The organism is Klebsiella sp. CN_Kp100, assembly GCF_040065315.1.
In the GTDB taxonomy this organism is placed as follows: Bacteria; Pseudomonadota; Gammaproteobacteria; order Enterobacterales; family Enterobacteriaceae; genus Klebsiella; species Klebsiella oxytoca.
In genome coordinates, this window is the sequence record NZ_JBEAIJ010000002.1 from 146408 (window position 1) to 161655 (window position 15248).

16 protein-coding genes are annotated in these 15248 nt (G+C 53.6%); 7 read left to right on the forward strand and 9 right to left on the reverse strand.

Annotated features, from left to right (window positions below):
• Positions 1–129 precede the first annotated feature (129 nt).
• Positions 130–768, reverse strand: coding sequence for a CatA-like O-acetyltransferase, family 1 (locus ABLV12_RS02730; protein WP_335270305.1), 639 nt, complete (start codon positions 766–768; stop codon positions 130–132).
• Positions 769–798: 30 nt separating this feature from the next.
• On the reverse strand, positions 799–1182 hold the full coding sequence (locus tag ABLV12_RS02735; protein ID WP_023321133.1) for a VOC family protein: 384 nt from the start codon (positions 1180–1182) through the stop codon (positions 799–801).
• 94 nt (positions 1183–1276) lie between these two features.
• On the opposite strand from ABLV12_RS02735, the gene ABLV12_RS02740 reads away from it, so the two are divergent.
• Entirely contained in the window at positions 1277–2047 is a 771-nt protein-coding gene (locus tag ABLV12_RS02740) for a DeoR/GlpR family DNA-binding transcription regulator (protein ID WP_004113471.1), read from the forward strand.
• Between the two features lie 13 nt (positions 2048–2060).
• On the opposite strand, the gene ABLV12_RS02745 is transcribed toward ABLV12_RS02740, so the two are convergent.
• Positions 2061–2690, reverse strand: a complete 630-nt coding sequence (locus ABLV12_RS02745) for a LysE family transporter (RefSeq protein ID WP_004102757.1) — start codon at positions 2688–2690, stop codon at positions 2061–2063.
• A gap of 225 nt (positions 2691–2915) precedes the next feature.
• Here ABLV12_RS02745 and ABLV12_RS02750 point away from each other — a divergent pair, with 225 nt between their 5' ends.
• Together ABLV12_RS02750 and ABLV12_RS02755 are read left to right on the forward strand one after the other, a co-directional pair.
• Positions 2916–3551 carry a carbonic anhydrase gene (locus tag ABLV12_RS02750; RefSeq protein WP_004102756.1) on the forward strand — a complete coding sequence of 212 codons (636 nt, stop codon included), beginning with the start codon at positions 2916–2918 and terminating at the stop codon, positions 3549–3551.
• 104 nt (positions 3552–3655) lie between these two features.
• Positions 3656–4462, forward strand: a complete 807-nt coding sequence (locus tag ABLV12_RS02755; RefSeq protein ID WP_004102755.1) for an MBL fold metallo-hydrolase — start codon at positions 3656–3658, stop codon at positions 4460–4462.
• Positions 4463–4483: 21 nt separating this feature from the next.
• Here ABLV12_RS02755 and ABLV12_RS02760 read toward each other — a convergent pair whose 3' ends face one another.
• Positions 4484–5368, reverse strand: coding sequence for an SDR family oxidoreductase (locus ABLV12_RS02760; protein WP_004102753.1), 885 nt, complete (start codon positions 5366–5368; stop codon positions 4484–4486).
• A gap of 371 nt (positions 5369–5739) precedes the next feature.
• On the opposite strand from ABLV12_RS02760, the gene ABLV12_RS02765 reads away from it, so the two are divergent.
• Positions 5740–6132 (forward strand): YdeI family stress tolerance OB fold protein, encoded by a 393-nt coding sequence (locus tag ABLV12_RS02765; RefSeq protein WP_004102737.1) that lies wholly within the window; start codon positions 5740–5742, stop codon positions 6130–6132.
• A 21-nt stretch (positions 6133–6153) separates the two neighbouring features.
• On the forward strand, positions 6154–6303 hold the full coding sequence (locus ABLV12_RS02770; RefSeq protein ID WP_004102735.1) for a hypothetical protein: 150 nt from the start codon (positions 6154–6156) through the stop codon (positions 6301–6303).
• Positions 6304–6339: 36 nt separating this feature from the next.
• Here the strand turns inward: ABLV12_RS02770 and ABLV12_RS02775 are convergent, their stop codons facing one another.
• The 5 genes from ABLV12_RS02775 to ABLV12_RS02795 all read right to left on the reverse strand — a co-directional run bounded on the left by ABLV12_RS02775 (position 6340) and on the right by ABLV12_RS02795 (position 13939).
• Positions 6340–7950: an FAD-NAD(P)-binding protein gene (locus ABLV12_RS02775; RefSeq protein ID WP_348866762.1), complete on the reverse strand. Its 1611-nt coding sequence runs from the start codon at positions 7948–7950 to the stop codon at positions 6340–6342.
• A 183-nt stretch (positions 7951–8133) separates the two neighbouring features.
• On the reverse strand, positions 8134–9708 hold the full coding sequence (locus tag ABLV12_RS02780) for a carbohydrate porin (protein ID WP_325906027.1): 1575 nt from the start codon (positions 9706–9708) through the stop codon (positions 8134–8136).
• A gap of 116 nt (positions 9709–9824) precedes the next feature.
• Complete coding sequence (locus ABLV12_RS02785) at positions 9825–11222, reverse strand: PTS transporter subunit EIIC (protein ID WP_004102730.1); 1398 nt, start codon at positions 11220–11222, stop codon at positions 9825–9827.
• Between the two features lie 7 nt (positions 11223–11229).
• A complete protein-coding gene (locus ABLV12_RS02790; RefSeq protein WP_348866763.1) occupies positions 11230–12894 on the reverse strand; it encodes an alpha-glucosidase in 1665 nt (554 codons plus the stop codon).
• Between the two features lie 46 nt (positions 12895–12940).
• Positions 12941–13939, reverse strand: a complete 999-nt coding sequence (locus ABLV12_RS02795) for a LacI family DNA-binding transcriptional regulator (RefSeq protein WP_070555962.1) — start codon at positions 13937–13939, stop codon at positions 12941–12943.
• A gap of 344 nt (positions 13940–14283) precedes the next feature.
• Here ABLV12_RS02795 and ABLV12_RS02800 point away from each other — a divergent pair, with 344 nt between their 5' ends.
• Positions 14284–14787, forward strand: a complete 504-nt coding sequence (locus ABLV12_RS02800; protein ID WP_017145739.1) for a hypothetical protein — start codon at positions 14284–14286, stop codon at positions 14785–14787.
• A 9-nt stretch (positions 14788–14796) separates the two neighbouring features.
• Complete coding sequence (locus ABLV12_RS02805; protein ID WP_348866764.1) at positions 14797–15243, forward strand: YetF domain-containing protein; 447 nt, start codon at positions 14797–14799, stop codon at positions 15241–15243.
• The last annotated feature ends 5 nt before the right edge of the window (positions 15244–15248 follow it).

The window sequence follows — 15248 nt, forward strand, 5'->3', positions numbered from 1 at the left end:
CATTTGCAACGCAGAATGAATCAGCATGTTGGATTTGCGACAGTGGGCAGAGTGAACAGGCCGGGAGTCACGCAGGCGTTTCGGCCCCGGCTTACCGGGGCTCGAGTGTCATTGAGGGATGGCGGGGGATTATCGCGTCTGCCAGAGGATCTCCGGTTGAGCAAAATTTTCTTCGACGCGGGCAAAAAAACGGCTGGCGTGCAGGCCGTCGACAAAGGCGTGATTGAATTTGCCCGCGACCGGAATAATACCGTTTTTCAGCTTGCCCCAGGTGAGGGCGGGTACCGACGCGCCAACGTAATACTCAGCGTGAGTCATGGCGCTGAAATGCAGCCACGGCAGGCAGCTGGCGCAGAAGAAATTTTCGCCGTTGACGATAAGCGGCGCCGGCGCGGTGTGTTTTGCCGCCTCGATATGTGGCGTGGCGGCCTGGCTGAAGGCGGCAAAATCGGCGGCATTCTCGCACCAGACCTGGCGAAAACCTTCCTGGGCGGTCATCACTGGCGTCATCACCGCCAGCTGGTCATATTCGATAATATCGTCGCCCAACAGCCGCTGTTTAAGCTGCGGCACCTCGTTCGCTGCGCGCACAAGGGCGAAGAGGGCCAGCTGGAAAAACGAGACGCCGCGATCTTTCGCGCACTCATATAGCCGCTGCGCCTCGACAGGAACGCAGAGATTAAAGCTGGGATTGGCAAAACCGCGATAAAAATCAAAATGATCTTTTCGCGGCCAGTTTTGTTTGTCTATGACGTGATAGTTGGCCACGGGCGTCTCCTGTTGAATCAATGTCTGACACTATGCGACGATTTCAATCAGGTTGCCATCGGGGTCTTTAATTACCGCTTCATAATAGCCATCACCGGTGGTCCGAGGCGCAGAAACCAGAATATCCTGCTCAGCGGCGCGTTTTGCCAGCCTGTCGACGTTCTCCGTACCGCCAACGGTTATCGCCAGGTGCACCCAGCCGGTGTGGTTATTATCCGCCGTCAGCGCAGTCAATCCCGGCTTGGTCATCAATTCAATGGCAATATCATCGCCGATCCTGACAAAAAAGGATTCAAACCCCGGGTTGGTCTGACTGCAGTACTTCTCATTTATCTCACCGTCGAAGAAGGCTACCCAGAAGCGGGCCTGTTGCTCAAGCTGACGGGTCCAAAGGGCGATATGGGCAATTTTCATGGCAAACCTCGATATAGGGTGTGTTGACAGTCAGGGCACGAATGCACGATTATGCACTTTATTGCTCGATGAACAATCTTTCAGGAGTTATTTTTTGCTCGATTATGCTGCTTTTCCTAAACAACGACAAGCGCTTATTTGCCAGATCCTCCAGGAGAACGGCAGAGTGGTTTGCGCCGAACTGGCCAGCCGTCTGAACGTCTCCGAGCATACGATTCGCCGTGATTTACATGAGCTTAGCCGCGAGGGATACTGCAAAAAGGTCTACGGCGGTGCGGTGATGACCCTGCCTGAAGCCGGTGACTACAGCGCGCGCAAAGAGAAAAATACGGCGACAAAAAGCAGAATCGCGCAGAAATGCGCAAAGCTGGTGAAGCCCGGCGGCTGCATATTCATTGATACCGGCACCACCAATCTGGCGATGGCGGAGGCGCTACCGGCGGAGCTGGCGCTAACGGTGGTCACCAACTCCCCCGAGATCGCTGCCGTATTGCTCAAAAAACCGCTGTATGACGTCGTGATGCTTGGCGGGCAGATCCAACGCGCCACCGGCGGCTGCGTGGGGGCCTCCGCCGTGGCGCAGATTCAGGGTATGCTTTTCGATCAGGGGTTTATCGGCGGCTGCGCCATGGCGCCTGAGTCGGGCCTGACAGGCTTTGACTATTCCGACTGCGAATTTAAAAAAGCGGTCATTAAACAGTGCAGCGAAATTATTGTCGGCCTGACCTCCGATAAGATCCCGGCGGTGGCGCGCTTCGTGGTGGTCGAGAGCAGCGCCATTGACGTACTGGTCGTGGAGGAGAATATCAGCCGGGAATATCGCGACGCGTTCAGCGAGCACGACATCCGTATTTATACCGTTTAAACGGTATGTTGGCCTACTTTGACAGCGAAGTGGCAATCAGGCGCAGGCCGAGCGCGCCCAGTACCGTGGCGGTGACGATATCAATCTTACGCTTCATGCGCAGATAGACGCTGCGCGGGCGGGCGGAAGAGAGCACCAGCGCCACCAGCGAATACCAGCTGACGTCGATCAGGAAGCTCATCAGCGGCACGATATAGTAAAAGGCCAACGGGATGCGTTCCGGCAGCAGGGCGGTAAAGATAGAGGCGAATACCAGCGCCGTTTTCGGGTTGCTGAGCTGGGTATAAAGGCCATCGCGGAAGGTTTTCAATAGTGAATGTTCCGCCGCCATGCCGCCTGCGGCAAAATCCATCGGCTGCGCCGCGCCGCGGTAAATTTTATAACCCAGCCACAGCAGATACAGGCCACCCGCAACCTTCAGGCCGATGAACATTTCCGGCACCGCCGTCAGCACTTTTTGCAGCCCCATCATGGCCATTATCGAAAAGATAGCCGCGCCCGCGCCGGTTCCCAGCGCGGTGACCAGACCGTGCACCCGCGAGCGCGCAACGGCGTTGCGGGCCACGTAAATAAAGCTTGGACCGGGGCTGATAACGCCCATAATGAGAACCGCGGCAATGGCCATCAGGCTGGATAAGAACATAAGCGCTCCTGGTTGATGTTGAGCGCTAAAGTCGCATGGGGCTCCGGCTCATCAATGTTTTCTCTGTCAAAAAATAAACAATCTTTACCGCGCTGTCACCAGGCTTTGCGGGACGATGTTTTATCTCATCCTCGAATAACGATTCCCATTTCGCGCGTCAGTGATAAACTGGCTAAATGTGATCTTTGTCATATCGTCATTAAAACAGAGAAAAGAGACACTGCTATGCAACATATCATTGAGGGCTTCCTCAACTTCCAGAAAGAGATCTTCCCGCAACGTAAAGAGCTCTTCCGCAGCCTGGCATCCAGCCAGAATCCCAAAGCGCTGTTTATCTCCTGTTCCGATAGCCGTCTGGTCCCGGAGCTGGTGACTCAGCAGGAGCCGGGTCAGCTGTTTGTGATCCGTAACGCCGGGAATATCGTCCCCTCATTTGGCCCTGAACCGGGCGGGGTTTCCGCGACAATCGAGTACGCCGTCGTCGCGCTGGGCGTGACCGATATCGTCATCTGCGGCCACTCTAACTGCGGCGCGATGAAAGCCATCGCCACCTGCCAGTGTCTGGAGCCGATGCCTGCCGTGTCCCACTGGCTGCGCTACTCCGACGCGGCGAAGGCCGTCGTGGAGAAGAAAACCTGGGCTAACGAGACCGATAAAGTCAACGGTATGGTGCAGGAAAACGTCATCGCCCAGCTGAACAATATTAAAACCCACCCCTCCGTTGCCGTCGGCCTGCGCGACAGCACGTTGCGTCTGCACGGCTGGTTCTACGATATTGAAAGCGGCGACATTCGCGCGCTGGATAAAAACAGCAAAACCTTCGTGTCGCTGTCGGAAAACCCTGACGTCTATTTCGAATAAATTCCTCTCAGGGCACGGAAGCCCTGCGAAGCCCGCCTTCCTGCCATAAATTTCCCGTCTGCCATACTCATTACGACTTCCTGAATGATTCTGAAGGAGATGTGATGATTACGCTGTGCGCAACCTGCGGTACGTCTTACGACGATCGCGGCAATACCCTGAACCATTGTCGTATCTGTGAGGATGAACGCCAGTACGTCCCGGCCAGCGGACAGGCCTGGATTAAACCTGACGATCTGATCGCGACGCATATGAATAAATGGCAGCAGCATAACGAACGGCTGTTGAGTTTCAGGACGGTACCGAAATTTGCTATCGATCAGCGCGCTTTTCTGCTGCTCACGCCGCAGGGGAATATTCTGTGGGACTGCATCGCTAATCTTGATGCCGCCAGCAAAACGCTGATCACCGCGCTTGGCGGGATAAAAGCGATCGCCATTTCTCATCCTCACTACTACACCACGATGCAGGACTGGGCAGCAGCCTTTGATGCGCGCATTTATCTTCATGCCAGCGATCGCGAATGGATCATGCGCGATAGCCCTGCCATCACATTATGGGAAGGGGATGCGCTGGAGATCCTTCCGTCGGTACGGTTGCTGCGCCTGGGCGGGCATTTCGCCGGGGGAACCGTTCTGCACTGGGCAAAAGAGGGAGGTATTATGCTGGCGGGAGATATTATCCAGGTCACGCCGGGCGCACGCGCCGTTTCTTTTATGTGGAGCTATCCTAATCTTCTGCCTTTGGCGGCCCCCAGCGTCGAGAATATCGTTGAGCGTTTGGGCGATGCGCCCTTCGGGGCGCTGTACGGCGCCTTCGAAGGGCAGAACATCACCAAAAATGCCCGTCAGATCGTACTGGATTCAGCGCAGAAGTATCTCGACTGTCTGCGCACGACGGCGGGCCGCTGAGGGGCCCGCCGCCGCAACGGGTTACAGCACGCCGTCGCCGCCGTCGGAGCACCACACCTGGCCGGAGGTGAAGGAGCAGGCATCTGAGGCAAGGGTAACGTACAGCGGCGCGATCTCCACCGGTTGCCCTGGACGGCCCAGCGGCGTATCGGCGCCGAACTGACGCACTTTTTCTTCCGGCTGGCCGCCGCTTGACTGCAGCACCGTCCAGTAAGGGCCGGGCGCGACCGCGTTCACCCGGATACCTTTCGGCCCCAGCTGTTTAGCCAGCGACTTCGTGAATGCCACCAGGCAGGCTTTGGTTTGCGCGTAGTCCAGCAGGATAGGGCTCGGCTTAAAGGCCTGCACGGATGAGGTGTTAATAATTACGCTGTGTTCTTTAAGATGACGCAGGGCGGCTTTGGTGATCCAGAAGGCCGCATAAACGTTGGTTTTAAAGGTGGCGTCAAAGTCGGCGGTGGTTAACTCTTCCAGCGACTCGCAATATTGCTGGCGTCCGGCGTTATTGACCAGAATATCCAGCCCGCCGAGTTGGCTGGCGGCCTGCTCGACCAGGGATTCACAGAAGGCTTCATCGCGCACATCGCCCGGAATCGCTACGGCTTTACGCCCTTCGGCCTCAATCAGGGCAATCACGGTTTCAGCATCGGACTCCTCTTCCGGCAGATAGTTGATCGCCACGTCGGCGCCCTCGCGGGCGAAGGCGATCGCTACCGCGCGCCCAATGCCGGAATCACCGCCGGTGATCAGCGCGCGCTTTCCTGCCAGTCGACCGGAACCGACGTAGCTCAGTTCGCCGTGATCCGGCTGCGGCTTCATCTCTTCGGCAAGACCCGGCGGCGATTGCGGCTGATCAACAAAGGGGGGACGGGGATACTTCGCGGTATTGTTAGCGTTCTCGCTCATACTGACCTCCTCGTGTTAAAAGATTAAGCGTAGTTGCCAGGTCAGCCTGTCGTGGATGATTGACGAATAATCGAACGGATTCGTTTTTATAATTTTTGCGCTTACGTTCATCTCTGAACGGTAATTTACTGATTGCCGGGAAACTTTTCGAAATGTGAGGCGGGAGAGGCGTTTAGTATTTTAGGATTATTCTATCGCAAGCCTGACGGTATATTTAGCGCATTTTATTGCGGCCTGGCGGTAATATTTTCTCCGCCTGTCGCGCCAGGGAATATATTTCTCAGACGATTCATTAGCCATTAGCTTGTGAAAATGAACATCAGCACCCAGACTTATTAAGACAAGATGAAAATACGCCGGAGGTGTTGTTGATGAAAAAGTTACTGCCAGTTATTTTTTGTTCGTTGATGGCTCAGGGCGTTTTTGCCGCGGATGATGGCGGGTTTAAAAAAGACGCTGCGCCGCCGCCGCCGCACAAGATTGATGATGGCTATCGTGGGACCGAGGACGGGCGAATCATGACCGTGCGCCAGGCCATGGAAATGCATGATGGGGCCACCATCTCATTACGCGGCAATCTTATCGAGCAGCAGGGTGATGACCGCTACAGCTTCCGCGATAAAACCGACACCATAGGGGTCATTATTCCCGCGGCGGTTTTTGATGGCCGGGAAGTGAAGCCCGATCAGATGATCAGCATTAACGGCAGTCTCGATAAGAAAATGACGCCGCCGGTGGTGCGGGTCGACCGGATCCAGAAATAACCTTGCAAACAGGAGGAATTGATGTCCGTACAGCATCCAGCCGACCCGGATAAACGCGGTCGTCATCCGTCGAAAGAGGATCCGCGCGAGCAGGGTGAAGTTCCGCGTAAAAGAGACGACAGCGAAGATCATAAAGAAGATCCTTGGCATCCCCAACCTGAAAAACGCTAAAACTAGCCGCCGTTAACGGGCGGCTAGTTCTCTTTCTTAAAGATCTAAGGGCGCTAAACGTCTGCGTGAGCGGCTCGCCGGCTGCGATATCGCCCTGGCTATTGCTGCGCCGATCTCCGCGCAGGCGGTAATCCCCTGAACGAAAGGCTGGTCGTGCATCAGCCAGGGGATTGCGGCGAAGGCGATACGCCCGCGCGCTACGGGCGGCTCTCTTAACGTATAGTCGTCGCCAACCTCCGGGATCTCTTCGCCCGTCGCCATCAGTTGCTCCCTCAAATGCGGGAAGGGGAGATCTTTATTTTTCAGCGCTTTTTGCCCCCTCGCATCAATAAACACGTCAAACGTATAGCGATTTTGCCCGCTGGTAATCACCGTCTTCTCCTGCTGCACCGCCATATCATAATCATGCCCTAAGGCGAGAATGCCGATCGCGCCCGCTTCGCGCAGCGCCAGCAGTCGGCGGATAGACTCCGAAGGAATGGCGGCATAGCAGTCAATAAAGACCCGGGCAAGGCCGTTTTTGAATCGCTCCCGGTCGCGGTCATTAAGGTGGGGCACCATCGCCTGAACGGCTTCATGCAGCCGCAGGATAACGTAGCGCCAGGGGACCGTGTAGCGCGCGCGCTTGTTACGCTCAACTTCTTCAAGGTTATCCATCGCCCAGTGGAAAGGGTTATGCTGCTGGCGTTTAGCAAACCACGCTTCGCTGAAGCTATCGGCGTTAAGGCTGTGAAGGGCGATATTTTCGCTCCACAGGGGGTCGGCCAGGGCAGTTTCCTGCGCCAGCAAATCAAAGACCCGGTCAAGCAGGCCGTCGCTTCCCGCGGCGATGGCATTTTCCATCGCGCTGTCGGTGACGATTTCCAGCGGCTCCCAGGGAATAGGACAGTAAAAATCCGCTTCCGGAAGAATGCCGGAGCGCGACATCAGCACGATGTGCAGCGCCTGACTGGTTTCGTTAAGCCTGAAGGTGAGCGCCTCATCGTCGGAACCGATAAACTGACCGTGCTGGACGGCGACGGCCATTGCGGCATCAATTCCGCTTAGCGAGGTGCCCATAATTCCCACCCGGCAGGGCGGAATGGTGGCTTCCATCAGCCCAGACCACGGACTGGGAAACCAGGTGCGGGTTGACTCTTCTTCATCCGGCCAGACATGACCGGTGGCAAGCACCGCGAGGTCAAACACTTCGGCGACGGGCTGCTCCTCCACCCACAGCCTCACTCCTTCTTCGGTCGCCTGCAGGTCGCTGACCCGACAGGACTCATTGACCTGGATGTTAAATCCCAGTTCCCGGGCCTTTACGACCAGCGCAAGAAACTGGTCGCGAAAGTATTCGCCCAGCAGGATGCGCGGCAAAAACTGGCGATCGTGCAATGTTTCATACTCTACGCCATAGCGCGCCAGGCGCGACGGGCTCTGGGCTTTTAGCCAGTCAAGATAGGTGCTTTGTACAGGAGGGATTTCAATACTGGCGATATTGGCCAGCATCATGCGCGAATTCTCTTCATCGTTATAGGGCATACCCACGCCCGCTTCCTCGGCCTGCTCGTAAATTGACACGTCCAGCGGCTCGCCCTGTTTAAGCAATGAGAACAGGGTATAAATCCCGGTAGGACCTGCGCCGATAATGGCAATTTTCTTCATAATGACTGACCCGCCGTTGTTGTTATCACATTTGTTATCGGTGGCCTTCCGCCAGTTGAAAAGCTCCACGATAGTTCATTTCCGGGTAACGGAAATCTGGCACAATAATTGTGGTTCAAAATGTGGAAGAGGGCCAATCGCTGGCGCGCCTCTCCCTTGTGATGAGCCGACGAGACGCGGTTTTCAGAACCAGGTTTCGAGCTGGGCGCCGAAGAACAGCGTACCAGCGCTATGGTATCCGGCGCTGCCGAAGGTGTCCGTTGAGGAGTAGTTATCCAGCGATTTGTCCCAGCGCATCCAGGTGGCAAAAAAGCGGATTTCCGGACGCTCAAAGAAGTCCGTGACGTTTTGCAGCTTGAAAGTAGGAGCAAACGTCAGCTTGTAGTAGCTACCGCTGGCAGCGCTGTTGCCGTTAAAACCTTTCGGGTCGATATCCATATACTGATAGCTGGTTTCGTATTGCAGGGCGAAATTCTGATTAATTTGCTGAATGATTCTTGCGTTCAGGGTGACCCAGTCGTAATGGTCAGAATCGATATAGCGATTATTGCTGCTCTGAGCGACGATCAGCGGCGCGAAGCTCAGCCTGTCGGTGAGTGATGTCATACCATAAGAGGCGAACTTCACGGTCCATGCCGGTTGAATCAAATAACCGTCGGAGCCCGGGCCGCGAACTTCAGCTCCCAGCGCGCGGCCATAAAGCAGCGCGGTTTTCGTACTGCCGGGGCGCAGGCCGTAGAAGCTGTCGCCGTGGTACGCCAGCATGGTGTTAAACCCTTGCGAGGCCGCTTTATCCGACGCCAGACCATCGTTTATGCGTTTGTCGTTGTCCTGCGAGTAGAGGCCGTTGAGCATCCACTGCCAGTTCGCCAAACGGTGATTCAGCGAGAAGGTATAGTTTTGAATATACGTGTTATCCGCGCCGGTCATGTTGTTATATTCAACGTTGTCCATCGTATCGATATCGTTGAAATTACGGCCATATACCGCGAGGTTGGTTTTGATATCTCCCCAGAAATTCACATCATAAATACCGGCTCCGGTACCGATTAAATTCATCATATCGGAATCAAGCCAGTGAATATCGAAGTTATCCCGATCTTCCCGCTTACCGGCCCACAGCGTCGCCTGTTTAAACGCGCCGCTAAATGCGGGCATATCGCTCATTTCGACAAAAGCCTGACGGACGTTCATCTGGCCGTTAAAGGAACTGTCGGTATTATAGGTTTTATCCCACTCGGCGATTTTCATGTAATAACGCAGCTGGCTATTGTTATCATATTTTCGCCGGTAGTTAATATCGGCGGTCACATAGGTATCCGACTCATTGCCAAGGCGACCGACGCTCCCCCCGGTGCTGCCTGCAGGCGTCAGGGAAGGCCCGACGGTACTGGTTGTGCCCTTGCTTGTTAATATGCCGCTGCGCGCGTAGCCGCCGAAGGTGATTTCCTGAAGCTTCGCCTGCGCGACGACATTCTGCGCCGGCTGGTTTTTTATTAACGCCAGATCCTGGTCGGTTCTGTGCTCAACGGCCTGCAGTCTTTCTTGCGCGCGCGCCGCGTTTTGTTCGGCGCTGGCCGCTCTTTTTTCCGCGCGATCTATTTTCCGCGTCGCATCCTGTAACTGGATGCGCGACTGCTTTAATTCGGCCTCAAGTCTTTCAAGCCGGGCATTAATTTCATTCAGGGTGGTATCCGCCGCAGCGGCGGATGCTGGCAAAGCCAGCGCGCAGAGCGTAAGCATATAGGCTTTCATCATTTATACCTGTACAAGAGTGGCTGTGCTCTGGACGTGCGGGTGCAGAGCACAGATGACTGTGCTAATAAACGGGATAGTTATCCGCAGGCTAAATTAATATTCGGGTTGTATTATTTTCAGCTCTCTTTGCGGGTGTTAGCAGTTTTGACAAAAAGGAAGGTAATAATAAAAGCAAAAATAAACACCGCGAGTCCCACGGTAATATAGGTGACAAACTGATAGCGATCGTAGAGATACATTAGCGGCGACAGCAGGACCGCCAGACCGTATGAGTTCGCTTTTATCGACAGCAGCGACAGAATCATGCCGCCCAGCGCTGAGCTGGTGAGCATCACCATTATCGCCCGAAGCCCGGATTGCATCACGATACCGAATAAAGCCGGTTCCGAGACGCCTAATAGCTGAGTAATGGTCGCGGAAATTCCGGCGGTTTTAAACGCGATATTTTTCGCCTTCAGTGAAATAGCCAGACATACGGCGGCGTTGGCAAAACCGTACATCGCGCAAACCGTAATGAGTGGATTAAACCCGGTGCCGGCAATCAGCGAGGTTTCAATCATAATAAACATGTGATGCATTCCGGTCATTACGGCAATGGGATAGATAAAGCCGATTAACAGGCCGCCAATACCCGCAGGCAGCGTCAAAAATTGCTGAATAGCCATCACGGCGTAGTGTTCAAACCCATGTACCAGCGGACCTAAAATCAGTAAAGCGATGGCCACAGCAATCAGAATGACGATAAAGGGCGTGAAAATCAGGTCCATCGAGTTGGGCATCACCCGGCGGAAAAAGATTTCCAGTTTTGCGCCGATAATACCGGTGATGAGTGCGGTCAAAATTGACCCCTGATAGCCCACCAGCGGAATAACGCCAAACACATAAATCGGGCTGCTATTGCCGTACGCCACGTCATAGGCGTTCGGCAGCGCCGGGGAAACCAGCATCAGGCCGATTAAAAAACCGATAATCGGCGTACCGCCAAACTTCTTAAAGGCTGACCAGCAGATAAACGCCGCCAGGAAGGCGAAAGCGGTATCGCAGAGTACCGTGGTCAGCGTTTGCAGGGCCGCCGGAACCTGATGGACGCTGCTGCCAAACCACGCCTGCACGGTATCATTAAAAATGACCCCTTTCAGGCCGAGAAACAGACCGGTCGCCCCGAGAACCGGGACAATTGGCACAAAAACGTCCGATAAGTTGCGTATTCCCCGCTGTAATCGGCCCGAACTCTGCTTCGTCATTTCATCCTTACTGACTTCGGCAACCTGATATTCGTTAACAAACTCCTGATAAACCTTATTGACGATCCCGGTACCGAGGATTATCTGATACTGACCGGAATTGAAAAATACGCCTTTAACTTCGCTGATATTACGGACTTTATCATCATCGATTTTCTGCCGGTCTTTTACCTGCAAACGTAATCGGGTGGCGCAGTGGGTGGCGGAAGCAATGTTTTCCTTGCCGATGGTATTCACTATCTCAACGGCGATATTTTTATATTTGTTCATATTTAACTCATTCCTTAACGAGAATGGTTTGATAAGGTTTCAGGGTGGCGTCGGCGTCGGCATAATTATTGAGTACAATCTCTCCTGCCGGGAGCGTGTAAGGCAGATGCTGCGCGCTTAAGTTGGTGATAGAGATAAAACGTTCGTTGTGTGTTGCGCGCTGGTAGGCAACGATACGCTCGTCAACGTCCTCCACGGCGGCGAATGACCCATAAATCAGCGCTTGCGGATAGTGCTTATTCCGCAAGGCGATCATCTTCTGGTAAAACGCGAACACCGAATGCGCATCGTTTATCTGGCTTTGCGCATTGACGCTAAAGTCGGTTGAAGAAAACGCCAGCCAGGGCTGCGCACCCTGATTAAATCCGCCGTTGACGCTATTCGACCACGGGAAGGGCGTTCGCGAGTTGTCCCGGGAGCGCTGATTAATAAAGCCTAACGCCTGCTGTTCAGAGAAACCTTCCGCCAGGGAGCGGTGATAGTTATCCAGACTGGAAATATCGTCAAATTCCGCAATTGACTGCCGGCAGAAATTTTTCATCCCCAGCTCCTGGCCCTGGTAAATAAACGGCGTTCCGGCCATAAAGAAGTACATCGCGGCCAGCGCTTTGGCACCGATGTCATTTTGGTAATCCGCGTCGCGGATGAGTTTGGACAGCGCGCGGGGCTGGTCGTGGTTTTCAATAAACGTCGTCCCCCAGCCGGCCTGACAAAAAGCGCGCTGGCTGGCAAAAAGCGCTTCTTTGAATTCGCCCACGCGCCAGTTGCGCTGCTTAAACCACTCCGAGCCGTTCTCGACATCGATATCGGCAGCGTGAAAATCGAAGATCATATTGAAATAGCCGTCCGGGCCGATATAGCTGTCGTACTCCTGCAGAGGCACACCGGGCGCTTCGCCTACCGTTACGCAGCGATGCCGGTTGAAGGTGTGTTCTTTCAGCTCGTTCAGAAAACATTCAATTCCCGGACGGTTGCGCGATTTCGTTTTAATGGAGGCCAGACCATCGACGCCGTCGGCGGGCAGGGAGGCGTAATCCTGATCTTTTTTAATAAACGTAATTGCATCGATGCGAAAACCGGCGATGCCTTTATCCAGCCACCAGTTAATCATGGCGTAGATTTCCTGGCGCAGCTGCGGGTTTTCCCAGTTCAGGTCGGGCTGTTTTTTATGAAAAACGTGCAAATAGTAGCACTCTTCGCCAGCCACTTTTTCCCACGCGCTGCCGCCAAAAATCGAACGCCAGTTATTAGGCGCGGCACCAGCAACGGCGGGCTTAAAGATATAGTAATCACGGTATTTTGAGGCAGGGTCCGCCAGTGCGGCCTGGAACCAGCGGTGTTCATCGCTGGTATGATTAACCACCAGATCCACCATGATCCCAATCCCCAGTTCGCCTGCCTGCTTAATCAGGGCGTCAACATCCTGCAGCTGACCTAAATCGGGGTTCACTGCATAGTAGTCGGCGATATCGTAGCCGTTGTCCGCACCCGGCGAGAGGTAAAACGGCGAGACCCAAATCATGGTGATGCCCAGCGTTTTCAGATACGGCAGTTTCGTGATTATCCCCTGGATATCGCCAGTGCCATCGTTATTGCTGTCATAGAAGCTTTTTGGGTACACCTGATAAATGACCGCTTCCTTCCACCATGTCCCTTGTTGTGACTGATTCATCGTTTCTCCTGAGTATGAAATCGATACCATATTGAGTTAAAAAAAATTACGCCGAGGCCCGGATGACCAGTTCCGATTTCAGGTCTTCCTCGTCATAGCGATAGTGCGTGTTGTTGATCAGGGCCAGCAGGCGTTCTACCGAGATGCGGCCCAGTTGCTCAATGGGTTGGCTAACGGTAGTGAGCGGAATATGCACCATCTCCGCCACCGGAAGGTTATCAAAGCCCATGACCGCCAGTTCGCCGGGAACGCTGATGCCGTTGGCCGAGAGCGCAGAAATTAAGCCGCAGGCGACTTCATCGCTGCCGGCGAAAATTGCATCGGGACGTTCGCTTTTTGCCAACTGTAGGATCTGCTCAGCCAGACGCTGCCCGTCGCGCCAGGTGTGGACGTGGCGGAAAACCAGCCGCTCGTCAATCGGCTGCTGCCCCTGCTGCATGGCGGCAATAAAGCCGCGGTTCCTTCTGCTACCGTGGCCCTTTTGCTGGAATGCGCCGCCGGTAGAGTAGGCGATTCTTCTATACCCTTTATGCAGCAGCCAACTGACGGCGCGATAGGTCGCCAGTTCATCGTCCATTCTGACCACGGGCAGAGTCGTGTTATCGATGCTGGTGTTGCACAGCAGGATCGGACCATATTTCTGATATTGCTCGATCACGTCCTTATCACTTTCGACGGCGCACAAGATAAGGCCGTCGATGATCTTTTTCTTCAGCAGATCGAGACAGTTCTCCTCTTCGCCCGCGCTATTGTGGTTCTGAACGATCAGTACTGAGTAGCCGTGTTTACGCGCGGTGACTTCGAGAGCGTCCACCAGGCTGGCGAAAAAGGGGTTAGTGATCCTCGAAATGAGTACGCCAATGCGGTGGGTTTTCACGCCGCGCATCTGCTGCGCGACGGTGCTTGGCTCGTAATCGAGCTCTTTCATCGCCGCGAGAATTTTTTCCTTTTTATCTTCAGCGATATAAGGATGATTGTTCAGGAAGCGGGAGACCGTCGTCACCGACAGACCTGCTTTTTCTGCTACGTCTTTTATGGTTGCCATGATGGTTATGAAATCGATATCACATGGGCATAAAATATTTTTGCTGACCGGCCGGGTCAACCGCCTTGTTATAAAACATGACCTGACTCACAATAAATTTTTCCTGCGCTATCCGCGTGCTACGGTTTGCGTATCCGTTGAAGGTGAGTTCGCGACGCGGACCGCCGGGTCGGCAAGACCGTTCGGGTCTGAGCGTGGGGAGGGGAGAAGCGGCGCAATGAATAATGCACGGTATTTTTGTTTTGCTAATATTCCTGGTTTGCCGCGATGAACTTGACATATTAAACCTGATTGCTATTCCTTAAGCTGGCGCCGCGATGATAAGCGCAACGGTGAGGTGAAAAATGGTCAGTGAAAAAGAGAAGCTGCCCGGGATAAAAGAGAGTGAACTTTTTCTTAATTTTGAATGTGCTGCTCGTAAGATCGGGTTCGGGATATTATTATTAATCATCTTCGCAGCGCTGGCGGGGATTTTTTCCACCGGCTATTTGAGCCGTGCTGAAAAAACAAATGCCCAGCAAAATTTAACCGTGGTTTATGAGCGTTTTGGCCGTTTGCAAACTGAGTTCCGACTAAAAATTACTGCCCATTCGCGCGTCGCCAATAAATATGTTTTTAGCCTTGGCGGTGATTTTACTTCATCGCTCGAAACCAATACTATCTGGCCCCAGCCAGATAGTATGTACAGTAAGGATGATCGACTCTTTTTGGTATATAATAATTTGAAAAGTATGGAAAATTTTTCCATATGGCTCTACGTTACGCCCACCGCTCCCGGCAAGCTGAACCACGCTTTACAGCTTAATAGCGAACCCGAAATTCGCTTCTGGCAATTTATTTATCCTTAGGAGAACGTGATGGAGATGGTGTTGCGGGCGCTGGCCATTTATTTAATTTTGCTGGTGGTTTTTAAAATCGCCGGACGCCGGGCGCTATTACAAATGACCAGTTTTGATCTGATTTTATTACTTATCATCAGCGAAGCGACACAACAGGCGCTGCTGGGGAACGACTTTTCGGTTACCGGCGCCATGCTGACGATTATCACGCTGGTGGTGGTGGATATGCTGTTCGGCTTAATGAAAAAATATATGGCTGGCGCCGAGTCAGCGCTTGATGGCTGCCCGGTAATTTTAGTTGAAAACGGCGTTCCGTTAATTGATAAACTCAAAAAAGTGGATGTCTCCTGCGATGATATTCTTGTGGCCGCACGGCAGAATCAGGGTATTACGGAATTAAGTAAAATCAAATTTGCCATACTGGAAAGGAACGGACATATTTCTATTATTCCTGCTGAAAGTTAAGAAGG